This window comes from Bacillus sp. PK3-037, from assembly GCF_054161355.1.
In genome coordinates this window covers 310,799-336,906 of record NZ_CP096408.1, presented here as the reverse complement: position 1 = coordinate 336,906, position 26,108 = coordinate 310,799, and the positions used below count along the sequence as shown (strand labels likewise).

Genomic DNA, 26,108 nt, shown 5'->3' with positions numbered 1-26,108 from the left:
AAAAAAACCCCTTTGTAAAAAGGGATTAAAAGAAATCCATTAGAAATGGAGACTTTGGCTGTAAGACGTCATCAAGCCTTTTAATTTCCGACAGTGGTCCTTTTATCATGCCTGTTTCGTAAAGGAAACGAGCACTACGTGCGCCGAGGAAGAAAGCGGTTAAAGAAGATATGTTGCATTCTATTAGATGGCCAGACGAATCTTCGGGGATATTCTGCACCCGCTGAGAGTCAATGCGGAAAGTCTGTTGATTCCATGGGGCCCATTGATCCGTTACCTTAAAGTCAAAGGGCGCGGTTAACCGAGATTTTGGATACTCCCGCAAAAAACCCTCAACATCAACAATGCGCGCCATACTGTAAGGATATATCTCTTGTTTGACCCGTGGCTCGGCAGTTAGAAAATCAAGCTCTTCTTCCATTCGTACAGTCAATTCCACTTCATTCAGCATTGAATCATGCTGGCAAATAAAATTCCACAAACCTCTCTGTGCTTCTCTGTTCAAATAGACAAATTCCACTACTCGCATCGCTTTGTTTTTGATGTCATACACAAGATATCCACAAGGCACTCCTTCTCCGGAGATATACACAGCCTTCATTCCATGGATCTTCTCTTTCCAATGCTCCTTTGAACGCTTCAACAACCCATTGTGCGTTTTTCTGTATTGATTGTAGATGGCATTCACTGTATTTGTTTCATCTTTTTGAATCCTTCTCATGTACCCTGGGGCGTCGTCTAGCTTTTGCAGCTGTCCTTTAAGATAGGTCAGACGTTTTTGATAGAAACAGAGCTCCCAGCCAAACTTGCGATAAAAAGAGATCAAGAATGGATGCAAAAAACTGATAGTTTGGTTTTCTTTTTTCATGATCGATAAAGCGTTTAGGATTAGCTCCTTTACGGTTCCTTTTCTTCTGTCTTCAGGCCAGGTTGCCACCCCGGCAATACCGCCCATCTTTATCTCCTGCTCCTCCAGCATGACAGAAAAGGGAACCATGTGAAGCTTAGAGAGGAGCTTCTCTTGTTCTTTGATTCCGATGATGTAATGGTTCTCTAAAGCTTTTACTTTCTCTTCTCGTTCCTCATCACTGAGTTCTTTCTGAAAAGCATATTCAGACATACGAATCACTTCTCTCCAGTCTTCTCTTTCAAGCTTTATTACATGATACATCTACATCCCCCCCTGTTTTAAAAAGAAAGCTCCGTACATTCTCCTATCATACGAATCTTTAAAAATAAGACGATAGTTCTAACACATTTTTACGAAATCACGTATCAATTTCTGGAAAACATGGTATAATAATTGTAACAAAATGTTCACAAAACAACCACAAAACAGACACAATTCATTTCCTCTACTTCATTTTTGTAAACGCTGTCACAAAATGAAAGGAGACGGGTATGATGGACATGTTTTTTGCTTATTTATTGGTTGCCAGCGCTACTCCCCTCTTTATTTGGCTCGATAACAAAAAAGTCGCACTCTCTGCTATTCCGCCAATTATTTTAATGTGGGTATTCTTCTTCTTTTACGCAACAGAAAGCCTTTCTCCACTCGGACACACTCTCATGATTATCCTGTTTGCCGTCAACGTCATTGTCGCTCATATCGCGGCCTTTATCATTTATGGCCTTCCTTATCTTCGCAGAAAGCGAAGCAGCAGCTGAAACAGCAAAAAAACCCTCTTCTAACGAAGAGGGTTTTTGCTTATTCGTTGTGGCCTGAGTGCTCTGAGTGTTCAGCGCCTCCAGGAGGATTTCCGTCCATGTGGTCACCGTGATGATAGTGAGCCGCGAAAATCCAGATAGATCCAAGCACGATAACGATCGCGCCGAAGAATCCGAACAGCGTGTTTCCGACTTGGATACCGCCGTTTTCGCTCTCCGTCATGTGCATGAACATGAGAAGCTGGAGCGCCGCCTGGATGAAGGCGAAGCCGAAAATGATCCAAAGTTTTGCTGATGAGCTCAGGTCAGTATACACTGCAACCCATAGAGCCAGCAGGGTCAAAACAATAGACAGTGCAAAACCTACAATGTGCTTCCATGGAAAGTGACTGTGTTCAGCAGATTTGTTTGCCATTTTACAGACCCCCCAATCCCATGAGATAGACACCTGTAAAGATGAAAATCCATACAACATCTAAGAAGTGCCAGTACAAGCTTGAGATAAAGATTTTAGATGAAGTTTGCGGAGTTAAGCCGCGTTTCTTCAACTGAATCAGAATTCCTGTGATCCAGAAAATACCGATTGTTACGTGAGTTCCGTGAGTTCCAAGTAAAACAAAGAATCCAGACCAGAACGCACTTGTACCGAGAGATGCTCCTTCATGTACATAGTGGACAAACTCGTTGATCTCACAACCGACGAATCCGGCGCCGAGAAGAAGAGTAATAATTGTCCAAATGACTACGCCTTTTAAACTTCCGCGGCGCATTTCATGAACAGCGATCCCGCAGGTAAAGCTGCTGATTAGCAGCAAGAACGTCATAATCATTACCAGATTCACTTCAAACAGTTCGTCCGGTAAGACACCTCCTGCTGTTCTGTTTTGAAGAACGAAGAAGGTTGCAAATAGTGTTGAGAACAACACAATTTCTGCCCCTAAAAAGATCCAAAACCCGAGAATATTAAGTCTGCCGGTTTCAGATTGATATTCCATAGGCGCGTTAGAATTGCCGTGTTCTGCATGTTCCATAACTCACGCCTCCTTATTCGGAAATCTTTCTTTCCGTCTCTTTTATTTCATCAACACTAACGTAGTAGCCATTGTCGTATTCGAATGAACGCAGAACCATGCAGAGCAGGACTCCGATCAATCCGACTACGCCCATCCAGTACCATTCAAAGACAAGTCCAAAGCCGGCGATACCGAAGGCAACAGACATAAAGAACGGTCTGCCTGAGTTGCTTGGCATATGGATTTTCTTGAATTTGCTTTCAGGGTATAATTCAGTTTTTTCTTCTTTCATATGCAGGAATGCATCTTGAGATTTGACTTCAGGAAGCACCGCAAAGTTGTAGTGCGGCGGAATCGCAGATGAAGTCGCCCAATCAAGCGTACGTCCCACACCCCATGAATCTCCGCTGATTTCACGAGTAGAGTAACGGAAGCTGTAGTAGATGTTATAGCAAAGAATTAAGAATCCTACACCCATCATGAAAGCTCCGACTGTTGAGATAAAGTTCAATGTTGTCCAGCCGTCATTCGGTCCGTATGTGTAAATACGGCGAGGCATGCCTTGAAGCCCCAAGAAATATTGCGGGAAGAAACAAATATTGAACCCGATCATAAAGATCCAGAAGAACCATTTTCCGATTTTTTCGTTCAGTTTGTGGCCGAACATTTTTGGATACCAGAAAATAAATCCTGCGAAACAAGCAAATACAGTACCCGCGATCAGCACGTAGTGGAAGTGAGATACCAGGAAGTACGTATTATGGTATTGATAATCCGCTGCTGCCATCGCAAGCATAACCCCTGTAACCCCGCCGATAACGAAGTTAGGAATGAACGCAAGCGCCCACAGCATAGGCGTTGTAAAGCTGATTCGGCCTTTATACATGGTAAAGAGCCAGTTAAAGATTTTAACCCCGGTCGGAATCGAGATTGCCATTGTCGTAATTGAGAAGAATGAGTTAACGGACGCACTGTTCCCCATTGTGAAGAAGTGGTGAGTCCAAACTAAGAAACTCAATACGGAGATGGCGATAATAGAACCGACCATCGCTTTGTAACCAAACAGTTGTTTTCTTGCAAAGCTTGAGATAATTTCTGAGAAAATACCGAACGCCGGAAGAATAACGATATATACTTCAGGATGTCCCCAAATCCAGAAAAGGTTGGCCCAAAGCATCGGCATACCGCCTGCTTCCAGTGTGAAAAAGTGAGCGCCGAACAAACGATCAAATGATAATAGTGCTAAAGCTACTGTAAGCACAGGGAAAGCAAACACGATAATAACCATTGTGATCAGTGTTGTCCATGTGAACATTGGCATACGCATCAGTGTCATGCCTTTTGTTCTCATTTTTAAGATTGTGACCATAAAGTTGATCCCTGTCATCAGGGTACCGATACCGGCAATCTGAAGTCCGAGGAGGTAGTAGTTCTCACCCGGCCCAGGGCTCATGTCGTTACTTGCAAGCGGCATATAACTTGTCCAGCCTGCGTTCGGAGAACCTCCGATAACGAAAGAAATATTGAAAAGCATAGCCCCTACGAAGAACGTCCAGAAGCTCAGGTTGTTCAAGTAAGGAAATGCAACGTCGCGAGCACCGATTTGAAGAGGTACAACAACGTTAATAAGACCGATTAAAAACGGCATCGCCATGAATATAATCATGATCGTACCGTGAGTCGTAAAAATTTCATTATAGTGGTTTGAGTCTAAAAAACTGTTATTCGGAAGCGCTAGCTGGGCACGCATCATCAAACCGTCGACACCGCCGCGGAATAACATAATTACAGCAGAGATAATATACATGATTCCGAGTTTTTTGTGGTCAACAGTTGTTATCCATTCAGACCAGAGCCATTTCCATTTCTTGAAGTAGGTAAGTACAACAATGATGGCGATGGTAGATAGTGCAATGGAAACTTGTGCGCCCAGAATTAATGGGTCACCTGTTACAAAAAATTCATCCCATTTAAATTTCATGCGGGCTTCCTCCTTTCCTGATCAATATCATTCTTCTGTATCATCAGACTTCTTAAATTCATTTTCCTTTACGTTTTCAAACGGATCTGTTTTAGAGTGCGGTGAAACGGCTTGATAGCCAAGGCGTTTGCGGGCCTTCATCGCGTATTCTGCGTCCTGTCCGTGATCAACGTATTTTAAGTGAGTAGAAGAGAACGTTAATTCGTCCACATTTTCAGGAAGCATCAATTGATCATACTTCGCTTTTGTCAGCTTAGGAGCCTCATTTTGAGTCTTTTTCACCCAGCTGTTAAAGTCTTTTTCTGTTACAGCATTCACATCAAACTCTTGGTCGGCAAAATGTTCACCTGTGAAGTTCGCGTTGCGGCCTTCATAAGTTCCCACTTCATCAGCCTGTAAGTATTGATCCATCAGCATTCCTGCCATCGCGTATTTTTGTCCTCCAAGCTGAGGAATCCATAGCGATGCCATTGAATCTGCAGATGAGATTTTAAACAAGATCGGGCGGTCGACAGGAATGTTTAAGTAGTTGACCGTTTCAATATCCTGTTCAGGGTAGCTGAATACCCATTTCCAGTCTACCGAAGTAGCGTAAACAACAAGAGGCTCTTTATCCTTTGTTGCTTCAGGAGCTTTTTCTAACGAATATATCGTCTGTACGGTTGGCACAGAAAGTGCGATGACGATTAAAATTGGGATCACTGTCCAGACTACTTCTAAGAACGTGTTACCGTGAATTTCTGGGTTATAAGATCCATTATCTTTGCCTTTACGGTCGCGGTATTTTACTAAAATAATGGTAAATAGAACAAAGACGACCCCGACGATAAACAGCATAAATCCGATAGATAACAGGATTAAATCACTTTGCTGATCAGCCACAGGCCCTTTCGGATCTAGTACTGAGGCATTGCTGCATCCCCCAAGGACGAAAACCACAGTTAACAGCGCTAATACAAGTAACGGTTTTATTGCTCTGAACAAGAAGATCACCATCCTTCCTATTGATGTAATAAATCTGAAGTGCATACTTCCTCAAAATCTTTTCTCTACTTTGTTATGCTATCAAAAACTTCACTTATTAGCTTTATTTTTTTATAAACTTCAGCCCATTTTCGCTTAAATGTCATAAAATCGACAAAAATTGCTCCAACTTTATTCATATCTATCGCTTAAGATGAAAAGTTTCTAGTTATTTCCGCATATAAGTAAAGAAAGATGATGAAGAACTAATTCTACTGACAAATAAAGGTTTACCACAATAAAAAACCAAGGTCAATCAAAAATTTCATTTTGTTAAACTTTCTACAAGAGAATTAATTTTTCCTTGCCTAGCATCTTTTCACACGATTACCATTTTAACGCAACCAATATTGAAAGAAAAGGCTGAATAGAGCGGCGATATGCTCTGAACTGATCCCGCTTTTTTATTAGCACATTCAATTGTTTATCTTATACAAAAAGGAGGAATGATATAAGCAAATAAATTTAAAATAGGATGTGTTGCATGATGAGTTTCATAATTTCACTTATCGTCGCTATTATTATCGGATGGGTTGGCAGCCTGTTTGTAAAAGGAGATATGCCCGGAGGAATTATCGGGTCGATGATCGCTGGTCTTATCGGTGCCTGGATCGGCCACGGGCTGCTTGGAACATGGGGACCGCACCTTGCCGGATTTGCCATTATCCCGGCGATTATCGGTTCAGCCATTGTTGTATTTCTAGTAAGCCTCTTAGCAAGAAAAAGAGGATAAGAGCGACAGAGCCCAAAGCGTCACGTTTTGGGCTCTTTTTTCAATAGCAAAAAGCCTCTCCCTTAACGGTTGAGGCTTTTTACTTGTTTGACGCCTAAACAATGGATAAACCTGTTGAAGGCCTGTTTTCCTTCGGGTGTCTGTTTAAATACGCCGGCATGTTCAAGAATGCGTGCGAATACACGGCCAAGCTCTTCTTTTATAACCTGTTCCGCATTCCCTTTTGTTATGGTTCTTCTTTCCATCAGACGAAGAGCCCAATCCTTATGTTTAGCCGTCAGCTCATTTTCTTCTAATGCTGTTTTCGGATCAGCAGAGCACAGGGACGCTGCCGTTGCTTTCATTTCTTCCTGTAAACGGCCCGGCAATATCGCTAAGCCCATAACCTCAATCAGGCCGATATTTTCTTTTTTAATATGATGAACCTCCTGATGAGGATGGAAGATTCCTAATGGATGCTCCTCATCCGTCCGATTGTTTCTCAGCACGATGTCGAGTTCATATGAGCCTCCCTTGCGTCTTGCAATCGGTGTGACCGTATTATGCGGCGTATCCCCTGTGAAGGCGGCTATGCCGGCTTTTTCATCTGAATATTGCTGCCATGCACGGAAAATATAGTCCGCTGCGTCAGCGACAATATGCGGATCGTCTCCCTGAAGCCTGAGCACAGACATCGGCCACTTCACTAAGCCCAGCGACACGCCTGGATGATCATTTAATTCATATACATCTTCCGCTTCTGCACGCGCCATCGGAAAATCGTGCGCCCCGCCTTGAAAGTGGTCGTGGCTTAGAATGCTGCCGCCGACAATCGGCAGGTCTGCGTTTGATCCAATAAAATAATGCGGATATTGCCCGAGGAATGAGAGCAGTCTTTCAAACGTCTTTTTGCTGATCTCCATCGGTTCATGCTCACCCTTTAAAACGATGCAATGCTCCCGATAATACACGTATGGCGAGAACTGCAAATACCATTGCTCGTCTCTGAGAATAACAGGAATCATTCTGTGATTCTGCCGGGCCGGATGGTTCACACTTCCCTCAAAGCCGACATTTTCCTTACAAAGCACACACGGCGGATAATTCGTCTGCGTCTGTTCTTTGGCAGCCGCAATCGCCTTCGGGTCCTTTTCGGGCTTTGACAGGTTAATTGTCATTTCCAGCTCGCCATATTCGGTTGGCACCGTCCAATGAACGTTTTTGGCGATTCTGTCAGACCTGATATAATAGACATCCTCTGCATACTGATAAAACTCTTTTGTCGCCTGTTTCGGTCCGTATAACGCCTTTGTCTCTTCAAACTTGCGGATGACCTCAGACGGAGGCGGGACAAAACAGCCCATCAGCTTTGCACTGAGCAAATCTCGATAGGTGTCTGTATTGGCTTCTATACGGCCGGTTTCTGCCGCCCACTTGTAAATGGGAGAAAGCAAGTCAGGAAGACGATGGCCCTGCTTAATGAGTGTGCTTGAGACTGGCTGGGGATGTTTGATGTCCAGCGCTTCATAAAGTCGGTTTCTCGTGTATTCCTGATCCCAAATCGATATCAGTTTTCGTTCCAGCCCATACTCTATCAGCTGTTCCAGATGTTCAAAAATGCTCATGTGTCACTCCCCCTTTAGTTCTCTCGCTCCTTCACCAATATCAGCGACATAAAAATCCGCTTTCAGTCCTGTTTTTTCTTGATATTTGTCTCCCACCTTTTGGATAAAGTCATCAACAAATTCATCCTTTACAATACTGATCGTGCAGCCGCCGAAACCCGCTCCCGTCATTCTTGAGCCGATCACTCCTTCTTGCTCCCACGCTGCAAATACGAGCTCATCAAGTTCCGGGCATGTCACCTCGTAATCATCCTTCAATGAAAGGTGGGATTCCTTCATTAACCGCCCGATTTCGTGAATATTGTTTTCTTTAAACATGTCGGCTGTTTTGATGGCGCGGTGGTTTTCATATACGGCGTGCTTTGCGCGGCGTCTGTTCGTTTCATTTTGGATCAGGCCGGAGTGGGCGTCGAAGTCAGAAGGCTTGATGTCGCCAAGTGATGTAATGTCGAGCTCCTTTTGCAGATCCAGCAATGCGTCGCTGCACTCTTGGCGTCTCGCATTATAGCTTGAGTCCGCCAATGTCCTTTTTCTGTTCGTGTTCGCAATAACCAGGGCAAGCCCGGAGACATCGAGTTTGCTATATTCATAGTCCAGCGTATCGCAGTTCAGTAGCATCGCATGATGTTCTTTCCCCATTCCGATTGCGAATTGATCCATAATTCCGCAATTGACCCCGATAAATGTGTTTTCCGCATGTTGTGCCATTTTGACAAGCTCCAGCGCATCGAGTTGAGGATGAAAATAGCTTTGGAGCACGACCGCCATCAGCAGCTCAATGGAAGCGGAAGATGAAAGCCCTGCCCCGTTTGGAATATTCCCTGAAAACACGATGTCAAAGCCATGCGGAATCGAATAACCCCGTTGCTGAAATTCATATATGACGCCTTTCGGATAATTGGCCCAGTCATCTTCTTTTTGATAACGGATGCCGTCAAGACTGCATTCCTTTATGCCGGCTTCCTGAAAGTTGTCCGAATACATCCTAACCAGCCCGTCTTTTCTTTCTGCAACAGCAGCATATGTACCCATGGTCAGCGCGCACGGAAACACGTGCCCGCCGTTATAATCCGTATGTTCTCCAATCAGATTCACTCTTCCCGGTGCGAAAAAAAACCGTAATCCCTCTTTCTCTCCGAATACACTTGCAAATATCCCCTTCAATTCTTCCCGCATGTGCATCACCTTTCATGGTTTTTATTTTTTGTTTCCCGGTCTTTCTGTAACGAAAACGGAAGATCATATGCTGCCGCCCTTGTCATACCCCTTCTTCTTTTGTCTTTTTAAAGACGAGCCATTTGCTTGCGGCATAGTTGACGACAACAATCACCGCATTGTCGAGTATTTTGGCCAGCGTTTCATTTGTATGGAACTGTCCGACAAGGATGATCATCATGCCAAGGTCTATGCCGAGAGACAGCACCCGAACGCTGAAAAAGGCAGTGAGCTCTTTCAGCAGGCTTTGCAGGTCATCTGTCTTCTGCTGAAACACGTATACTTTATTTGTTATGTAAGCAAACAGAACAGACAAAATCCAAGCGGCAACTGTTGCAGCTTTATAATCCACATTCATGATCTCTACCAATATATAAAAACTGGCGATATTCACGATTGTCGTGAAAACCCCCATAATGATATACATAATCATTTCTCTATACTTCACTGATGTTCCTCGCTTTCTGAAAAACTTTTCAAATTTCTTAGCGTTGCATATTCGCGGTTAAAAGTAACAAAAACGGAAAGCGCGTCAAAAAAGCTGCGGAATGTGGCCGGATGGCCCAATACACGCGATTGTTTGATGATTCCGTCTAGCACCGCACATATTATTTTAGCCGTATATTCGGGATCAATACTGTCGTCAACCAGCTTTCTCTCCTTCAGCCAATGAATATATGACGTATTTTCTTCCACCCACAATTCGTATAGCCCCACATAAGTCTTGCATTTTTGGACAGCTTTAAAGGTCGGCATATTCATCGCAAACGAGGTGATGTCCCATGATGGTTTGTTTTTGTAGTAAGAAAACAGCAGCTCTGCGGCATGTTTTGCAGCCTCATGCAGCGTCAGCGGCTTCACAGATGTCCGTTCGATTTCATCCAGGTAGCCGATGATAATCTGTTTTTTCATTTGATGATTTTCGAAGATATGCTGCAGGAAGTCTTCCATGTTGTCAAAATGAACATAAAATGCGCCTTTACTGTATCCGGCAGCTCTGCTGATTTCTTCCACAGACACAGAGTCATACGCTCGGTCAATCAATAAATTCAGGCCAGCCTCTATAAATTTTTCAAATGTTTGCTCTCTTTTAATTTGAAATTTGTTTTTTTTCATATTTTTCTCCAGCCGGTATGATTACCCTTATCTTACACCGGATCAATCTTTTGCGGTATTTATTTCTTTCCAGAGGTATGCTATTCGGTTGTTAAGGGGTCATATTTAATAGGCAATAGGATTTATTTTTATTTACATACTATCCAGTCAGTATTTAATTGTTTATTATTATAAATAAGGTCCATTGGTTATATTAGTCATTTTTTTAGGGAATAGGTAGGTGATTTTTCCTTCAGTTTGTGAACACCGAGCAACTATGTGTGAAATTTGTTGTACTCGCCTCATCATCGCACCGGCTTGTCTTTTATTGCCAGGATGTTGCAGGAAAACATTTTATACAATTGGAGGTTACTATGAAAACTCAAGTTAAAAAAGATTTGGACAAAGATTGGCATATGTTGATTCAAGAAGCTAGATCCATTGGGTTAGGCATTCATGATGTGAGGCAGTTTTTAGAATCTGAAACAGCGATGAGAAAACCCAATCACAAAAAAACCGTCCGCCAAGACTAATCCGGACAGGCGGATCTTTTACCTCTGGCTTTTCTATCATCTGATCTGAGTTTTCACCATTTCCTCTATTCGATAGCTTATTTACTGCGCCGATTTTGAGGACAAACGGTGTTTCAGCCTAAAATATGACAGACAGCTGGTGATGCGGTCACCTCTTGGCACATGCATTGCCATAAAGAGGTGATGCGAACATGGAACCGGACTTTAGAAAAAGGGCAGCTTTGCATAGGCTGCATTTGGTGAGGTTTTGAAAGCAAACTTGTTAATACGCGGCAGCTGGAAAACCTTCGCCCGTTTTATACCCCCGCGTCTTATCTTCACGTTTCCTGCTTTTTTCGTCCACTTTATGATCCTGAAGAATAAATCAGACGTTCTGTACATACCTATTGGTGTACCTTTATGCTTATTTTTCAGCAGAATAAAAGGAGGAAAGCCATGTACAGATCGCAAGCTGATTACCAAAAGATTGCTGGGTCTCCATCTTTTCAAGCCTTTTTGAAGCAGAAACGGGCCTTTATTGTTCCAACTGCGATTTTCTTTTTTGTCTTTTATTTTTCACTCCCTGTTTTAACGTCTTATTTCACCTTTTTGAATACTCCGGCAGTTGGTGCTGTTTCATGGGCTTGGCTGTTTGCCATCGCTCAATTCGCTATGACGTGGACACTCTGTACGGTGTATTCCCGAAAGGCAGCTCGTTACGACCAATTTGTAAACGCTTTAAAAGAAGAGCTGAAGGGTGAACAGACATGAACCTGACAGCGTTTCTGTTATTTGTAGCGATTGTCGGACTGACGCTTGTGATTACGTATTTTGCCGCGAAACAAACGAAAACGACGAGTGAGTTTTATACGGCCGGCGGCGGGCTCACCGGTGTTCAGAATGGACTGGCAATTGCCGGCGACTACATGTCTGCCGCGTCGTTCCTCGGCATTGCCGGAATGATTGCGTTATATGGGTTCGACGGATTTTTTTACAGCATCGGTTTTCTTGTCGCTTATCTGGTTGTCCTCTATATCGTCGCGGAGCCGCTTCGGAATCTCGGAAAGTATACGATGGCGGACATGATTGCGGCGCGTTTTAAAGAAAAGAAGATCCGCGGTGTCGCCGCTCTCAATACCATCGCCATCTCTACCTTTTATATGATCGCTCAGCTCGTGGGGGCAGGGGCGCTGATTAAACTGCTGCTTGGGCTCGATTATACCGCGGCCGTTCTGATTGTCGGAGTGCTCATGACCATTTATGTCGTGTTCGGCGGAATGATCGCGACGAGCTGGGTTCAGATTATCAAAGCCGTTTTGCTGATGGCCGGCACCCTCGTCATCTCCATTATCGTTTTTTCTAAATTCGGTTTTAACCTTAATACAATGTTTGAGCAAATGAAAACCGCTACCCCGCTTGGCGCTGATTTTTTAAATCCAGGGAACAAATACAAGGTCCCGCTTGAAACCCTGTCATTGAATTTGGCACTTGTGCTGGGGACCGCCGGCCTTCCGCATATCTTAATTCGCTTTTATACAGTTAAGGATGCCAAAACTGCCCGGGCATCAGTCGTTTCAGCAACATGGATCATCGGTGTGTTTTACATTATGACAGTATTTCTCGGATTTGGCGCAGCCGCGTTTGTCGGTTTTGACGCGATTACAGCGGCCGATCCAGCGGGAAACATGGCGGCGCCGCTTCTGGCAAAAGCACTTGGGGGAGATTTCCTGTTCGCGTTTGTATCAGCCATCGCCTTCGCCACGATTTTGGCAGTGGTGACAGGCTTGGTGCTGTCTGCCGCTTCAGCGTTTGCCCATGATATCTACAGCCAGATTATCAGAAAAGGAGAAGCAACTGAGAAAGAGCAGATGAAAGCGGCCAGATGGGCATCTGTCGCCGTGTCAGTGCTGTCTATCATTCTTGCGATTTTTGCTCAATCCTTAAATGTCGCCTTTCTTGTCGCATTGGCATTTGCCGTTGCCGCCAGCGCAAATCTTCCGCTGATTGTGTTTACTGTGTTTTGGAAAAGATTCAATGCCTCAGGCGCATTATGGGGCAGCCTGACTGGGCTGATCAGTGCTCTTGTCCTCGTGTCGATGAGCCCGAGTGTGTGGGACCCGGCCGGAGGTGCTATTTTTGTAGGCGAGCCGCTCATCCCGCTGTCTAATCCGGGCATCATTTCGATTCCGCTCGGTTTCCTCGGTGCGTGGCTTGGAACGCTTCTGTCTTCTGATAAAACGGCTAACGAAGATACATTTGCGGAAATACAGGTGAAGGCGCATACGGGAATTCATATGGATCAGGATTAAAAAAGGCTCTCTAAACAGATTTTTGTTTAGAGAGCTTTCTTAGGTTACGTTTTCTGTTGTTCCTGAGATATCGCATTTTCAAATACTTCCTTGCCGGCTGCTCCCGGAATCACCGTGTCGCCGATGACAAAGGTTGGTACGGCTGTAATGTCAGCTTCTTCATAGGCGTGCTTCAGAGCTTGCCGCTGCACGTCCTGATATGTTCTTGCTTCCAGCGCAGCTTTGAATAATGTTCCGTCTAAGCCAACTTCCTCCGCCAGCTTCGTCAAGATATCAATCTCCCCGATGTTTTGACCCTCTTGGAAAAATGCTGCAAATACACGGGTATTATACTCATGTCCTTTGTTGTATTCTTTGGCAAAGTGAAAGCCTTCAAAAGCCAAGTCTGTATATGGGTGAGGCGAGACGTTTGGAAATTTGATATCAACTCCCAATTTCTCCGCCATCGGTCTGATCGAGGTTTGCCACATATACTTCTTGGAAGGGTCGTTTACAGGATCAAGCTGCGGTGAAGGACTTGGACGCAATTCAAACGGCATCCACTCGACTTCAACATCCTTTCCTTTTATCGCCTCTTCAAAAGCGGCTTTTCCAATGAAACAAAATGGGCAGACGTAATCTGAATAAACTTTTATCTGTACTGTCATGATTGTCTCCTTTCGTATAGGTTGATTTTAAACTGTAACAATAAAAGTTACAACTGTTTTTTTTAAAAGAAGCCTGCATGGCTTCTTTTACGATTCAAGCAACCGCTGGGCAATATATTCTCCTTTTTTACACCCGCCGGGAATTGCATATAAAGCAGAACCAATCGTTTGCGTATATTCATTTAACGCATCCTTTGCCGAAAGTGCCTTCAGCATGGGAATGAACTGATTGTCGGGATTTTTTTGAAAGCTGATAAACAGGAGACCTGCATCCATATAACCGGTTTTGGAGTCAATGCCTTCCGTGTAAGAAAAAGCTCTTCGCAAAATTTGTTTCCCCGTAGATTTCGCAAGGCTGAGTGCGAATTTGACGGGATTTGATTCAGCTTGACGGGGTCTGTTTCCTTTTTTTGGACAAAAGGCGCCCCGGAGCTTTTTCTGCGGCCGAAAGCTGACGTTTCACCCATCTGTTTTTTTCTATCAATTGTTTTGTGTCTTTTAAGCTTTGAATATAGGCTGTTAAGGATGTCCTTGTTTGACCCGAGGATGCCTTCTTCAGTACAACAGCCTGCTGGTAGGTTTCTAAGTGAGAAGAAAGCTCTTCAAGCTGTGTTTCGAGTTTTCGCGTCTTGATTAATGAAAGAAAGAGAAATCATAGCGATATTCGAGTCCATTTTGCTGTGGGATGAAAGGTTTTCCTTCTCAATAGATGGTTCTTCCTTTTTCCACGCCGATTTGAAGGTCTGAAAACCTTGGCAGAACAGCAAAAAGGCTGCCCTTTACAGGACAGCCTTTTGAAGGCAAATCGGGTTATCTGCCGGTCTTATATGTGTGAATAACATCGTAAAATTTGCGTGCGGCTTCTTCCGGATCCTCCGTCAGACTGATAGCGCTGATCATACTGACACCGTCAGCCCCCGCTTCGATGACGGGAGCGGCATTTTCTATTGTGATGCCGCCGATGCCGACAATGGGGATGCTGATGCCTTGACGTCTCACCGCTTCAATCAGAGACACACCCTGCACAGCTCTTGTATCCTTTTTCGTTTCCGTCGGATAGATCGGCCCGAGACCGACATAATCTGCTCCATCTTCCTCGGCTTGCTTCACCTCAGACACCGTATGGGCGGACACACCTAGAATCATATCGCCAATGGCGTCACGGACCTCTTTTGCTTTCGCATCCTCTTGGCCGATGTGCACACCGTCTGCCTTCAGCTTCAGTGCCAGCTCCACATCATCATTGACAATAAAAGGGACTCCGGCTTCACGACAGGCTTCCTGCACACTTTTAGCGAATTCAAGCCGCGCCTCTCCTGTCAGCGCATCGCCGCCCTTTTCACGAAACTGGTACAGAGTGGCACCGCCTTTTAATGCGTTTTGCACGACTGCCACAGGATCGGCTTTCGTATTGTTTGAACCCATAATGAAGTAAACAGATAATAGCTCTTTCATCATTTCCCGAGAAATACGTGTCATGAGACTGTCACCCTTTCTATTGTCGCTAGCTCTAATACATCCTGTTCAGAGACAGAAGACAGCTTGTTCAGCAATTCAATCTGAAAACTCCCCGGACCTTTGTCAGCTGTCTGCTGCGCTGCAACCTGAGCCGCAACACCATATGAGGAAATCGCAGCGATGGCAGCGTATAACGGATTTTTTTCCACTGCACAAAACGCGCCGACAACTGAAGTCAGAAGACATCCGGCGCCTGTCACCTTCGTCAGCAGCTTGTGGCCGTTATGAAGAGTGTATACGTCAGATGCGTCGGCAATTACGTCGACTTCCCCAGTAATCGCAATGACCGTGTTCAGTTTTTGCGCCGCCTGTTGAGCCAGACGGATGGTGTCGCCTCCGCCTTCACCGGCATCGACTCCTTTGATCATCCAATCCGAAACACCGACGGTATGTGCAATTTCCGCGGCATTTCCCCTGATTACAGAGAGGCGCACCTCACGAATCATCTCACGTGCCGATTCAGTGCGAAATGGTGTCGCTCCAGCACCGACGGGATCAAGAATGACGGGTACGCCATGTTCATTCGCTGATTTACCCGCAATGATCATAGCTTCGACGGTTTCTTTGCTTAGCGTTCCGATGTTTAAAACGAGCGCACCCGCGATTTTCGCCATGTCGGCGACCTCTTCCTTCGCATAAGCCATTACGGGTGAGGCACCGAGGGCGAGCAGGCCGTTCGCTGTAAAATTTGTCACAACATTGTTTGTTATACTGTGCACCAGAGGGCTATGTTTCCGGACGGCTGTTAGACGTTTTGCTGCTGATTGTGCATCCATATTAGCATCATCCTTTACTCTCTCTTTTTTTCGGATCCCATAAATACGATTTCGTATGTTCAAGCCAAGCTCTTGCCGCAAAGGACAAATAGCGGTCCTTTCTCCATATAATCGCAAGATGCCAAGGGATGACCGGATCGACAAGCGGAATGACTTTGACCTTTTCCGGGTCAAGGCCGCGGCATATGCGTTCCGGCAAAAGTCCGATCCCCAGGTTGGCTGACACCATCTCACTGATAAAATCCCATTGCGAGGTTTCGTAAATGATATGGGGTCGGAATCCGGCCTTGATACATTCCATCATAATTCGATTGTGGAGAACAAAATCCTCCCTGAAGAAAATAAAAGGCTCTTCCTTCAAATCCTGTAATCGGCTCTCTTTCTCACCCGCCAGCCGGTGGGAAGGGTGTACGACAAGCATTAATGTTTCTTTTACGATCGTAAATGAATGAAAAATGTCTTCGTTTGCGGGGAGAACAACAACACCGATGTCAAGAGAACCGTCCCCAACGCCTTCTTGGACTTTGATAGAGCCGTCCTCAACGAGCTGAAAGGTCACATTCGGATAATTTTCCCGAAAATCGCCGAGCACTCGCGGGAAAAAACCTGAGCCGATCATCGGCGGCAGCCCGATTCGCACATGCCCTTTCTTGACCTCCATAATATCATTTAACTCGGATGTCAGGTTTTGAAATGATTTAATGATTTCCTGCGCCTGCACATACATGCTATGGCCGGCGTCCGTCAACTCCACCTGTCTGCCGTTTCGGTAAAAAAGCTCGATCCCAAGCTCCGCTTCTAAATTTTTGATCATTTTCGATATCGTCGGCTGGGAAACATAAAGTGATTGGGACGCCTTCGTAAAACTTTTCAGACGGGCGACCTCCAGAAAATATGTTAAATGGCGGATATCCATGTACTTCACCCTCTCTATAGACAAAAGGAATACTTATTATGCTTAATATATATTTTACCTATAGCGTAACCTCATGTACAATATGAATATAAGGGAGGCATCAATATGAAAAAACTGTTGCTAACCGTTATTCAAATCGCTCTGTTATTTATATTTGCTCGGCTGATTAATTGGGTGACAGCCCTTCTTCATATAAATATTCCCGGCAGTATAATTGGGATTGTGATTCTTTTCACATTATTACACTTTAAAATCATCAAGCTTGAATGGATAGAGCTTGGCGCGGCGTGGCTTCTTGGGGAGCTGCTTTTATTTTTTATCCCGTCTGCCGTCGGAGTGATTGAATACGGAGACATTATGTCAAAATTCGGTGTCAGCATTTTGCTTGTTGTCATCATCAGCACGTTTGTCGTGATGGTGTCCACAGGAACGCTTACACAAATCATTGCGAAAAGAAAGGAGAAAAAACATACGTGTTCATCGGAATTGTAAGTTTGTTATTAACGGTTTTGGTGTATTTAGGAGCAAAAAAAGTATATTCGCGTTTTCCGCGAGTCTATACGTCGCCGCTATTGGTGACGCCCGCTGTGTTAGTCGGTCTGCTGCTGCTGGTGAATGTCCCGTACGAGACATATAATCTCGGCGGTGAAGTGCTGACCGATATGCTTCAGCCGGCTACCGTGGCGTTTGCGATCCCGCTTTATAAATATTTCCCTGTTTTAAAGAAATACGCAGTGGAAATTATTTTAAACGTCGCCTTCGGCTCATGCATCGCGATTATTTCTACAGCTCTTATTGCGAAATGGCTTCACCTCGGAACTGGTTTGATTGACAGCCTTGTTCCAAGATCAGTGACAACGCCGATCGCCATGAACGTATCTGAAATGATCGGCGGAATGCCTGCGGTCACAGCCGTGTTTGTGATTTTGACCGCTTTGTTAGGCACAGTGATTGGCCCGATGGTCATCCGCTATTTCCGCATTGATAATGAAATCGCGCGGGGCGTGCTGCTTGGCACAAGCGCACACGGAGCGGGAACGTCAAAAGCATTTGAACTTAGCTCTGTGTCCGGCACGATTTCCAGTGTGTCAATGATTCTTGCGGCGATTATGACGCTTTGCGCGGCGCCGTTTTTACTTTCATTTATGTAAGAAAAAACTGTCCTCTCAAGGGCAGTTTTTTTTATGCGCTTCCCCTTATTGAAAAGCTGGCGAATTCCAATATAATGTAATTTGTGGATACCAAAGGAGGCACCCTATGCACAACTTGCAGGTGAGACGGCATTACGCCGCGTTAAAAGGATTTTATTTGTTTGCTTTTCTCGGCACGGGCAGCATTATCCCCTTACTCAGTATGTATTTAACGAAAGAACAGCATGTAAGCGGATCACAGATCGGCTTGATTATGTCACTCGGCCCGATTGTGATGATTTTCTTTCAGCCGTTTTGGGGCATGCTGAGCGACTATACGCAAAAAACAAAAAGCCTGCTGGCGGTTTGCACATCAATCACAGGCATCATTGGATTAGGCTATATTGCATTTGACAGCTTTCCTCTGTTTATTTTGATCGCGGCCTGTTTTGCAGCCTTTCAAAGCACGATTATTCCACTTTCGGACAGCATTTCACTAAGGTACACACAACAAACAAACGGAAACTACGGCGGAATCCGCCTGTTTGGTTCTCTCGGCTTCGGCATTGCGGTGTTTGTCATGGGACAGGTGACGAATCAGCTGTACCCCATTCACGTCATCTTTATTTTTGGCTGCGCCTTTCTGTGCATGGCAGCCATATTGGCCTCACAGATGCCGGGCCAGCAGAAAACAAAAACAAAGATCAATATCCGCAAAGGGTTCCGGGAGCTGATCAGCAACAAAACTTTCCTCATCTTTATGATCATCACCTTTACGACATTTGCACCAAATTTAGCGAACAATACATACTTCAGTCTGTTTCTCGACAAAAGCGGCGCGTCTCTTTCCGCCATTGGCCTTTTATTTTTTATCGGAGTGATCTCAGAAATTCCGTTTATGAGGTTTGCGCAGAAATTCATAGATAAAATGGGATTGCTCAATGTCATCATACTGTCCGGCGGGGTTTCATTATTCAGATGGACGCTTTACTTCACAGAGCCTTCGTTATGGATCATTTATGCAACGGTATGTCTCCAAGGCGTTTCTATTGGTTTATTTATTCCGGCGGCGCTGCAATACGTCAAAAAGATTACCCCGAGCCATGTGGAGGCAACAGCGCTAACCATGTACGCCGCCATCGGCAACGGATTCGGCAACTGGTTCTGTACGTTTGTTGGCGGATACATTTTTGACTACATTTCCATCTTCGCGGTCTATCTGCTCTTCGCCATTCTCAGCATAGCGGGCGCAGGGCTGACATTATATTTAATAAAAGCAGAAAAAAATAAACATACGCTTCATCAGCCGGCTGTTACTTTTAAACCATAACGACTATAATGAATAAAAAGAAAGGAAGTGTGCTATGAACGGGCAAGAGCGGAGCAGCATTTCTAAAGGATTACAGGTTGATATTGTCTTGAAAGCGGATCAAAAAACAGGAAAACTGACGCGAGGCACAGTGAAGGATATTTTGACGAAATCAAGCTATCACCCGCACGGCATTAAAGTCCGTCTGGAAGATGGCCGTATCGGACGCGTCCAGCAAATCATTTCTACATAAAAAATCTGCCCTGAACCGGGCAGATTTTTTCTTTTTATTTTTTCTGCAGAAAGACAACTTTTAAGTAATTGCCTTCCGGATATGCTGACATCGTTTTAAAGTCCTCCGGCAATGTAAATTCCTCTATGATCGTATAGCGTTCATTTGTTTCTTTGAACGCGGCATCGATAAAGCCTTTGAATTTCTTCATTCCGAAGGCGCTGCTGTTTGTAGAGGCGACAATGATGCCCTTGTCGGCTGTAATGGCGATCGTTTCCTTCAGCAGATTTTTATAATCCTTGGCCGCGCTGAAGGTGCGTTTTTTTGTGCGGGCAAAGGATGGCGGGTCAAGAACAATCAGATCAAAGCGCAGATCCTTTTTCGCCGCATATGAGAAGTATTTAAAAACATCCATCACTTTAATATCGTGCGCCTCGTAATCCAGCTTGTTCACGCTGAATTGCTCGATCGTTTTGGCGAGGCTTCGATTTGCCACGTCCACGCTCGTTGTTTTCTCCGCTCCGCCTAACGCTGCCGCCACTGAGAACGCACCCGTATAAGAAAACGTATTTAAGACATTTTTCCCACTGGCATAGCGGTCTCTTATCGCTTTGCGCACATGTCTTTGATCTAAAAAGATGCCTGTCATGGCGCCTTCGTTTAAATCAACCGCGTATTGTATCCCGTTTTCTTGAATGATGATCGGGAACTCGCCTCTTTCTCCCTTCACGAAATCATCATCCTCGACATACTGTCCAGCCGTATCGAAGCGTTTCTTTTCGTAAATCGCTTTATATTCAATATCCAGTTCATCCAGAGCGGCAATCAGCGTTTCTTTAAAAGTGTAAATGCCTTTGCTGTACCATTGGAGCAGCAGGTACCCGTCATAATAATCAACGGTGACGCCGCCAATGCCGTCGCCCTCACCGTTGAAGAGGCGGAAAGCCGTTGTATCAGGCGCCGCAAAAAGATTTGCACGCGTTTGTACCGCTTTTGTTAATTTACTGAGGAAAAATGCTTGGTCGATTTGCTCATTTTTATTGCGGGTAAGCGTCCAGCCGACCCCTTTGTTTTGCAGGCCGTAGTAGCCCCTTGCGAGAAACTCGCCGCTTTCAGACACGACATCAACGAGGTCGCCTTCTTTGACGTGCCCCGCACTGCCGGTGAGAGCTTCCTTTTCGATAAGCGGATAGCCTTTTTTGATTTTTGCAGCATGTGCTTGCTTTAGGGTGAGTAGCTTCATATATGTTCGTCCTCTTTCTGTTTGCTTTTTCTTATCGTACCACAAAACGCCAAGATGTCTTCATTGACAGAAAGGAAAGGTTTTTCTACGATAGACAAAAAGAGTTTCTAGGAGGAACAGCATGGCAAAACGAATTGACCATACAGGCATTATGGTAAGAGATATGAACGCGTCCATTTCATTTTATGAAGAGGTTCTCGGCATGAAATTGAAGGACCGCATCACTCATACGAACGGTATTATCGAGCTTGCTTTTCTAGGCTTTGAAGATGGTTCGGAAACAGAAATCGAACTGATTCAAGGCTACAGCAGCGAGCTTCCCGCCGAAGGTAAAGTGCATCACATTGCCCTGCTGACTGATGACATCGCGGCCGAATATACAAAAGCGGAAAGAATGAATGCGACATTTATCGACGAAGAGATCACAACACTTCCAAACGGGTATCGGTATTTTTATATCGAAGGTCCTGACGGCGAGTGGATTGAGTTCTTTCAGCGGTAAGAAAAAAGAACGTATCTCTGTTTAGGGGTACGTTCTTTTCTTACCTATACCAATTCATATACGTAGTTTCATCGCAAAACATGGCCTCCCAGCCCATACGCTGAACCATGTCATGAATGTTTTCATCTTTCGCAAGAAAAACATTCATGAATGAGTCGTATACACTCATAAACACAAAATTCATTTTCTCATCAGTCAAAATGAGTTCTGCGGCGGCTTCATCAAGAACCGTCCGCAAGTTAGCCTCAGTTGTGTCCAGAAAGCCGCTGTTTTCCACAATTGGTTCTGAGTAATAAAACCGATTGGAGCCCTTGTAACGAAGCACTTTTACCAAACCGGGAATATGAAAATTTGAAATATGGTCCTCACTAGGATAAAAGAGATCTCCTTTTAAGTTCGCATGTAAAAGTTCAGCCAAATCCTCTCTCGCGTACTCATCCCTTAAAGCAAATATCGATGTCTTCAAAGCCAGCGCCAGCTCTGCATGTGTTTGGAATCCGCATGAAGACATGATCTCTTTCCATGTAACTGCTTTTCCTTTTTCCCTTACTTCTTGATCATTTGGATAAATATGCTCATACTCATTTTTTCTCTTAGCTTTTTCCCACCCTTCAGGCATTTGAATAAAAGGAGAAAATAAAATAGCAGCTGATGTATATTCAACTGGTATTTGTTTTAAGATTGGTGATTCGTCATCTAACCATATGTATTCTAGCATGCGCACCCCCTTTACATATTCTAACATTTACTCATAGTTGATAGAAGATCATCAGCCCTTTAACAGCTGATGATCTATTACAGCTTACATCACGTCACATTTTTATCCCCGGATTCAACCGCACTCTCTTCCTTCCATTTTTGATGATCCCATATTCTGAAAAACGGGTAGTAGAGAGCACATGTAATGAGCAGGTTCACCAGCTGCATGACCGCTCCCGATACTTTTCCGCCTGTCGCCAGGTACCCTGATATGAGCGGCGGCATGGTCCATGGCACGGCGATTCCGGCGGGCCTTGCCACCAGCCCGGTGCTCATGCCGATATAAGTGGCGGTAATGGTGAGGAGCGGGGCTATGATGAACGGAACGATAAGGAGCGGGTTCATCACAATCGGCATGCCGAAAATGATCGGCTCGTTGATGTTAAATAGCGCTGGACCAATCCCTAATCGGCCGAGCTGCTTCATCTGTTTGCTCCGGGACCGCACAAGCATTGTGAGTACAAGCGCCAGCGTTGCTCCGCTTCCGCCGACATTGATCCAAATTTGAAAAAACTGAGTCGTAAAAATACTCGGCAGCGCCTCGCCCGCTTGAAACGCGAGACGGTTTGCATCCATCGCGCCATACCAAATCGGCGCCATAATACCGCCGATGATCGAAGCGCCGTGAATGCCGCACGCCCAAAGCAGCATTTGCACGAATTCAGCGATCAGACTCCCTCCGAGGCTGCCGCCAAGGATGGAAAGCGGCGTGCCGAGCAGGTCTCCGACGACATTGTGCAGGCTTTCAAAAGGCGTCATTTCAATCAGAAGACGCGCCAGCCATATAAGAAATACGATAATAAAGCCGGGAATCAGCGCGACAAATGATTTGCTTACCGCCGGCGGCACGCCGTCAGGCATGTTAAACACAATATTTTTTTGAATGATGTACCGGTAGACTTCAGTCGAAAACAAGGCGATGATCATGGCGACAAACAGTCCCTTGCTGCCGAGCAATGTAATGGGAATTCCGCCTCCGACCATGATTGATTCTGTTGAGCCATCCGGTGTAAAAGGCACCTCGAACGGCGTTGCCAATAAGAAGGCTGCAATTGAAATCGCTCCGGCAGACAGGGCATCAACACCGTAGCTTTCCGCCAGCCGATAGGCGATCCCGAAAGCCGCAATCATTGCCATAATATCGAATGAAGCATTGACAGGATAGCCAAGCTTATCCGCCCACTGTTCCCCAAACACACTCGCCATAAAATCAGCATAACCGGGAATCGGCAGGCTGGTTAAAATCAAAAAGACAGAACCGATAATAATCAGCGGCATGGTCAAAACAATGCCGTCACGCAAAGCGCTGAGATGCCGCTGCCCGGCAATTTTCCCAGCGACAGGCATGATTTTTTCTTCCATCACCCGAGTGAATGCGCTCATCTGAAAAGCCCCCTTTTTTCACTGCTCTGTAAACAACCTTTGCAATGTTTTCTTTATCTTATTTTGAAAACGTTTACAAATTCATGCAGATTTTTTCCTCTTTCTGCGGAAAAAATCTGCATTCTTCTGAACAACCCTCTCAATGAAAAAATCTTTCCTCTTATTATCAAAATCACATTTTCCTCCGATATATATATCAAACATCATAGAAAAAGGAGAAGAACCATGAAAAACACGTTTTGCAAACTTGTTGTATCAGTCACTCTGTTTTTCAGTTTTCTCGCCCTAGGGCCTCTTGCACATGCAGAAACCAGCAGCGAGAAAGAGGTCATTGTGGTCTATAAAAACAAAGACGGCAAAGAAACCGTTCTGGACAGTGATGCTGAGGTTGAACAGCATTATCAGCATCTTCCGGCGGTAGCTGTCACAGCAGATCCAGAGACAGTAAAAGAATTCAAACAGGATCCTGATATTTTGTATGTCGAAAACAATGTCACGTTCACCGCAGCGGACAATACAGACCTCAAAGTACTGTCAGAGAACGCCGACACCTCTGACAACTTCGAACAATGGAATCTTGAACCGATTCAGGTCAAACAGGCTTGGAAGGAGGGGCTGACAGGCAAAAACGTCAAAATCGCTGTCATTGACAGCGGGATCTCCCCCCACGACGACCTGTCGATTTCCGGCGGGTACTCAGCTGTCAGTTACACTTCTTCTTACAAAGACGATAACGGCCACGGAACACATGTCGCCGGGATTATCGGCGCTAAGCATAACCGCTACGGAATTGACGGCATCGCACCGGAAGCACAAATATATGCGGTTAAAGCGCTTGATCAGAACGGCTCGGGAGATCTTCAAGGTCTTCTCAAAGGGATCGACTGGTCGATAGCGAATGGAATGGATATCGTCAATATGAGCCTTGGCACGTCTTCAGACAGCCAGATTCTTCATGACGCCATGGACAAAGCATATGAAAAAGGCGTACTGCTCGTTGCCGCAAGCGGAAATGAAGGAAACGGTAAGCCAGTCAATTACCCGGCGGCATACAGCAGTGTCGTTGCAGTGTCAGCGACAGATCAACACAATCGGCTCGCAGCCTTTTCAACGACAGGAAATCAAGTTGAATTTTCAGCACCGGGAACAGACATCACGAGCACGTATTTACATCAATATTACGCGACGGGAAGCGGCACATCTCAAGCGACACCGCACGCCGCTGCCATGTTTGCGTTATTAAAACAGCGTGATCCTGGCAACACGAACGTGCAGCTTCGCGCCCTCATGCGGAAAAACATCGTTGATCTCGGAATTACGGGCCGCGATCAGCAATTCGGCTATGGCCTGATCCGGTATAAAGCCCAGCAGGCAGATCAAGCGTACGCGGCGGCTGAGCAAGCGGTCAAAAAAGCCGAACAGACAAAAACACAAGCCGATATCGACAAAGCGAAAAAGCTCGTCAGCAAGCTGCCGAATTCCAGCGCCAAGAAAGCTTTGCAAAAAAGACTGGATAACGTTCAGGCATCCAGAAATGTAAAAGACGCGAAGGACAAAGCGGCAAAGGCAGAAAAGTATAAAACCCAGCAAACCGTTGATACAGCACAAGCCGCGATCAACAAACTGCCGAACGGCACGGATAAAAAGAACCTGCAAAAACGGTTAGACCAGGTCAAGCGCTATATCGCATCAAAGCAAGCGAAGGACAAAGTCGCCAAAGCGGAAAAAAGCAAAAAGAAAACAGATGTCAGCAGCGCTCAATCGGCAGTCAGCAAGCTTCCGGCAGGCTCAGAAAAAACGTCCCTGCAGAAGCGTCTCAACAAAGTGAAAAGCAGCAATGTAAAAAAGGCGCAGCAATCCGTCGCCGCAGCGGAAAAGAAATCAACTGACGCAAACGCGGCGAAAGCCCAAAAGGCCGTCAATGAACTTCAGTCCGGAAAAGACAAAACGTCATTGCAAAAACGGTTAGATAAAGTGAAGAAAAAAGTGGCGGCAGCTGAAGCCAAAAAAGTCGAAACGGCCAAGGCCAAAGTGAAAAAAGCGGAAAAAGACAAGACAAAAAAATCAAAAACAGCCGCTCAGTCCGCAGTCAATCAATTAAAAGCATCCCATGAAAAAACAAAGCTGCAAAAACGGCTGAACGCCGTTAAGCCTAAGAAGTAATTGAAAAACCTTTAAGACGTAACGCTCGTCTTAAAGGTTTTTTCATCTGTTAAACTGTGTACGCAACCTTTTTCCCATTTTTTTCACAGGCTTTTCATACTATTGCTATCCTGCTGTGAACAGCATAAAATGAACGTTATTACAGATATCAACTGCATATTGCGGGATTGTGACTGGCAAGCAGGCAAGACCCAACGATGCAAAGGGAGTATTAGTGCCTAGAAAAAGAAAGGCATTTTAACTCTTCTTTTCGTGTTGGGCTCGTAACGGCGCCAATGACATTTCTGCTTCATATGTTCCGTATGCCCCGTCACCCGACGAGGGCATTTTTTGACGGCTCTGCACGCTTTACATTTTTCTCACTTTTTTCATTTTGA

At 45.1% G+C, this 26,108-nt stretch carries 27 protein-coding genes and 2 pseudogenes; 11 read left to right on the top strand and 18 right to left on the bottom strand.

Features of this window, described 5'->3' with window-relative positions; genetic code table 11:
- Nucleotides 1-25 precede the first annotated feature (25 nt).
- On the bottom strand, nucleotides 26-1,171 hold the full coding sequence (locus tag M1D69_RS01765; protein ID WP_458104767.1) for a GNAT family N-acetyltransferase: 1,146 nt from the start codon (nucleotides 1,169-1,171) through the stop codon (nucleotides 26-28).
- 230 nt (nucleotides 1,172-1,401) lie between these two features.
- Between M1D69_RS01765 and ywcE the strand changes: the two genes are divergently transcribed.
- Nucleotides 1,402-1,668, top strand: a complete 267-nt coding sequence (ywcE, locus tag M1D69_RS01760; RefSeq protein ID WP_081638379.1) for a spore morphogenesis/germination protein YwcE — start codon at nucleotides 1,402-1,404, stop codon at nucleotides 1,666-1,668.
- A 40-nt stretch (nucleotides 1,669-1,708) separates the two neighbouring features.
- Here the strand turns inward: ywcE and qoxD are convergent, their stop codons facing one another.
- The 4 genes from qoxD to qoxA are packed head-to-tail and all read right to left on the bottom strand — an operon-like array spanning nucleotide 1,709 to nucleotide 5,655.
- Nucleotides 1,709-2,083, bottom strand: coding sequence for a cytochrome aa3 quinol oxidase subunit IV (qoxD, locus tag M1D69_RS01755; RefSeq protein WP_003222169.1), 375 nt, complete (start codon nucleotides 2,081-2,083; stop codon nucleotides 1,709-1,711).
- 1 nt (nucleotide 2,084) lies between these two features.
- On the bottom strand, nucleotides 2,085-2,699 hold the full coding sequence (gene qoxC, locus M1D69_RS01750) for a cytochrome aa3 quinol oxidase subunit III (RefSeq protein WP_003236031.1): 615 nt from the start codon (nucleotides 2,697-2,699) through the stop codon (nucleotides 2,085-2,087).
- Between the two features lie 13 nt (nucleotides 2,700-2,712).
- A complete protein-coding gene (qoxB, locus tag M1D69_RS01745) occupies nucleotides 2,713-4,662 on the bottom strand; it encodes a cytochrome aa3 quinol oxidase subunit I (protein WP_010332354.1) in 1,950 nt (649 codons plus the stop codon).
- Nucleotides 4,663-4,689: 27 nt separating this feature from the next.
- The gene (qoxA, locus tag M1D69_RS01740) at nucleotides 4,690-5,655 is read right to left on the bottom strand and encodes a cytochrome aa3 quinol oxidase subunit II (protein ID WP_458106224.1); all 966 of its coding nucleotides are present in this window, start codon (nucleotides 5,653-5,655) and stop codon (nucleotides 4,690-4,692) included.
- A gap of 517 nt (nucleotides 5,656-6,172) precedes the next feature.
- On the opposite strand from qoxA, the gene M1D69_RS01735 reads away from it, so the two are divergent.
- The gene (locus tag M1D69_RS01735) at nucleotides 6,173-6,418 is read left to right on the top strand and encodes a GlsB/YeaQ/YmgE family stress response membrane protein (RefSeq protein WP_010332356.1); all 246 of its coding nucleotides are present in this window, start codon (nucleotides 6,173-6,175) and stop codon (nucleotides 6,416-6,418) included.
- A 62-nt stretch (nucleotides 6,419-6,480) separates the two neighbouring features.
- Here M1D69_RS01735 and galT read toward each other — a convergent pair whose 3' ends face one another.
- The 4 genes from galT to M1D69_RS01715 all read right to left on the bottom strand — a co-directional run bounded on the left by galT (nucleotide 6,481) and on the right by M1D69_RS01715 (nucleotide 10,353).
- Nucleotides 6,481-8,022 (bottom strand): UDP-glucose--hexose-1-phosphate uridylyltransferase, encoded by a 1,542-nt coding sequence (galT, locus tag M1D69_RS01730; RefSeq protein WP_458104768.1) that lies wholly within the window; start codon nucleotides 8,020-8,022, stop codon nucleotides 6,481-6,483.
- Nucleotides 8,023-8,025: 3 nt separating this feature from the next.
- Nucleotides 8,026-9,198: a galactokinase gene (locus M1D69_RS01725; RefSeq protein WP_458104769.1), complete on the bottom strand. Its 1,173-nt coding sequence runs from the start codon at nucleotides 9,196-9,198 to the stop codon at nucleotides 8,026-8,028.
- Nucleotides 9,199-9,280: 82 nt separating this feature from the next.
- A complete protein-coding gene (locus M1D69_RS01720; protein WP_044159928.1) occupies nucleotides 9,281-9,664 on the bottom strand; it encodes a GtrA family protein in 384 nt (127 codons plus the stop codon).
- Between the two features lie 17 nt (nucleotides 9,665-9,681).
- Complete coding sequence (locus tag M1D69_RS01715) at nucleotides 9,682-10,353, bottom strand: TetR/AcrR family transcriptional regulator (RefSeq protein WP_458104770.1); 672 nt, start codon at nucleotides 10,351-10,353, stop codon at nucleotides 9,682-9,684.
- 353 nt (nucleotides 10,354-10,706) lie between these two features.
- Here M1D69_RS01715 and slrA point away from each other — a divergent pair, with 353 nt between their 5' ends.
- The 3 genes from slrA to M1D69_RS01700 all read left to right on the top strand — a co-directional run bounded on the left by slrA (nucleotide 10,707) and on the right by M1D69_RS01700 (nucleotide 13,153).
- On the top strand, nucleotides 10,707-10,865 hold the full coding sequence (slrA, locus tag M1D69_RS01710) for a transcriptional regulator SlrA (protein WP_458104771.1): 159 nt from the start codon (nucleotides 10,707-10,709) through the stop codon (nucleotides 10,863-10,865).
- Nucleotides 10,866-11,300: 435 nt separating this feature from the next.
- On the top strand, nucleotides 11,301-11,615 hold the full coding sequence (locus M1D69_RS01705) for a DUF485 domain-containing protein (protein ID WP_024123298.1): 315 nt from the start codon (nucleotides 11,301-11,303) through the stop codon (nucleotides 11,613-11,615).
- Nucleotides 11,612-13,153, top strand: a complete 1,542-nt coding sequence (locus M1D69_RS01700; RefSeq protein WP_105954457.1) for a solute symporter family protein — start codon at nucleotides 11,612-11,614, stop codon at nucleotides 13,151-13,153. The genes M1D69_RS01705 and M1D69_RS01700 overlap by 4 nt, the downstream gene beginning before the upstream one ends.
- A gap of 44 nt (nucleotides 13,154-13,197) precedes the next feature.
- Here the strand turns inward: M1D69_RS01700 and M1D69_RS01695 are convergent, their stop codons facing one another.
- The 6 genes and pseudogenes from M1D69_RS01695 to cidR form a co-directional block, all read right to left on the bottom strand.
- On the bottom strand, nucleotides 13,198-13,800 hold the full coding sequence (locus M1D69_RS01695) for a DsbA family oxidoreductase (RefSeq protein ID WP_044159935.1): 603 nt from the start codon (nucleotides 13,798-13,800) through the stop codon (nucleotides 13,198-13,200).
- An 87-nt stretch (nucleotides 13,801-13,887) separates the two neighbouring features.
- Nucleotides 13,888-14,252: pseudogene (locus M1D69_RS01690) on the bottom strand (Dyp-type peroxidase); the annotation flags it as partial.
- A pseudogene (locus M1D69_RS01685) lies at nucleotides 14,213-14,555 on the bottom strand (iron transporter); the annotation flags it as partial. The pseudogenes M1D69_RS01685 and M1D69_RS01690, both read right to left, overlap by 40 nt.
- A gap of 55 nt (nucleotides 14,556-14,610) precedes the next feature.
- Nucleotides 14,611-15,279 carry a thiamine phosphate synthase gene (gene thiE, locus M1D69_RS01680; protein ID WP_458104772.1) on the bottom strand — a complete coding sequence of 223 codons (669 nt, stop codon included), beginning with the start codon at nucleotides 15,277-15,279 and terminating at the stop codon, nucleotides 14,611-14,613.
- Complete coding sequence (gene thiM / locus M1D69_RS01675; protein WP_458104773.1) at nucleotides 15,276-16,094, bottom strand: hydroxyethylthiazole kinase; 819 nt, start codon at nucleotides 16,092-16,094, stop codon at nucleotides 15,276-15,278. Before thiM ends, thiE begins: the two co-directional genes overlap by 4 nt.
- A 7-nt stretch (nucleotides 16,095-16,101) precedes the next feature.
- Nucleotides 16,102-17,010, bottom strand: coding sequence for a cidABC operon transcriptional activator CidR (cidR, locus tag M1D69_RS01670; protein ID WP_010332370.1), 909 nt, complete (start codon nucleotides 17,008-17,010; stop codon nucleotides 16,102-16,104).
- 105 nt (nucleotides 17,011-17,115) lie between these two features.
- Between cidR and M1D69_RS01665 the strand changes: the two genes are divergently transcribed.
- The 4 genes from M1D69_RS01665 (at nucleotide 17,116) to M1D69_RS01650 (ending at nucleotide 19,702) form a co-directional block, all read left to right on the top strand.
- Nucleotides 17,116-17,502 carry a CidA/LrgA family holin-like protein gene (locus M1D69_RS01665; protein ID WP_003222205.1) on the top strand — a complete coding sequence of 129 codons (387 nt, stop codon included), beginning with the start codon at nucleotides 17,116-17,118 and terminating at the stop codon, nucleotides 17,500-17,502.
- Nucleotides 17,484-18,161 carry a CidB/LrgB family autolysis modulator gene (locus M1D69_RS01660; RefSeq protein WP_445817043.1) on the top strand — a complete coding sequence of 226 codons (678 nt, stop codon included), beginning with the start codon at nucleotides 17,484-17,486 and terminating at the stop codon, nucleotides 18,159-18,161. The genes M1D69_RS01665 and M1D69_RS01660 overlap by 19 nt, the downstream gene beginning before the upstream one ends.
- Nucleotides 18,162-18,267: 106 nt before the next feature.
- On the top strand, nucleotides 18,268-19,470 hold the full coding sequence (locus M1D69_RS01655; protein WP_458104774.1) for an MFS transporter: 1,203 nt from the start codon (nucleotides 18,268-18,270) through the stop codon (nucleotides 19,468-19,470).
- A gap of 34 nt (nucleotides 19,471-19,504) precedes the next feature.
- On the top strand, nucleotides 19,505-19,702 hold the full coding sequence (locus M1D69_RS01650) for a YwbE family protein (RefSeq protein WP_010332373.1): 198 nt from the start codon (nucleotides 19,505-19,507) through the stop codon (nucleotides 19,700-19,702).
- A gap of 34 nt (nucleotides 19,703-19,736) precedes the next feature.
- Here the strand turns inward: M1D69_RS01650 and M1D69_RS01645 are convergent, their stop codons facing one another.
- Nucleotides 19,737-20,924 carry a class I SAM-dependent rRNA methyltransferase gene (locus M1D69_RS01645; protein ID WP_458104775.1) on the bottom strand — a complete coding sequence of 396 codons (1,188 nt, stop codon included), beginning with the start codon at nucleotides 20,922-20,924 and terminating at the stop codon, nucleotides 19,737-19,739.
- Nucleotides 20,925-21,045: 121 nt separating this feature from the next.
- Between M1D69_RS01645 and glxA the strand changes: the two genes are divergently transcribed.
- A complete protein-coding gene (gene glxA / locus M1D69_RS01640; RefSeq protein ID WP_458104776.1) occupies nucleotides 21,046-21,426 on the top strand; it encodes a glyoxalase GlxA in 381 nt (126 codons plus the stop codon).
- A 40-nt stretch (nucleotides 21,427-21,466) separates the two neighbouring features.
- On the opposite strand, the gene M1D69_RS01635 is transcribed toward glxA, so the two are convergent.
- Nucleotides 21,467-22,144, bottom strand: a complete 678-nt coding sequence (locus M1D69_RS01635; RefSeq protein ID WP_458104777.1) for a DUF2711 family protein — start codon at nucleotides 22,142-22,144, stop codon at nucleotides 21,467-21,469.
- Between the two features lie 89 nt (nucleotides 22,145-22,233).
- Nucleotides 22,234-23,568, bottom strand: coding sequence for a PTS cellobiose transporter subunit IIC (gene celB / locus M1D69_RS01630; RefSeq protein ID WP_059292260.1), 1,335 nt, complete (start codon nucleotides 23,566-23,568; stop codon nucleotides 22,234-22,236).
- Between the two features lie 225 nt (nucleotides 23,569-23,793).
- Between celB and M1D69_RS01625 the strand changes: the two genes are divergently transcribed.
- Nucleotides 23,794-25,731 (top strand): S8 family serine peptidase, encoded by a 1,938-nt coding sequence (locus M1D69_RS01625; RefSeq protein WP_458104778.1) that lies wholly within the window; start codon nucleotides 23,794-23,796, stop codon nucleotides 25,729-25,731.
- Nucleotides 25,732-26,108 lie beyond the last annotated feature (377 nt).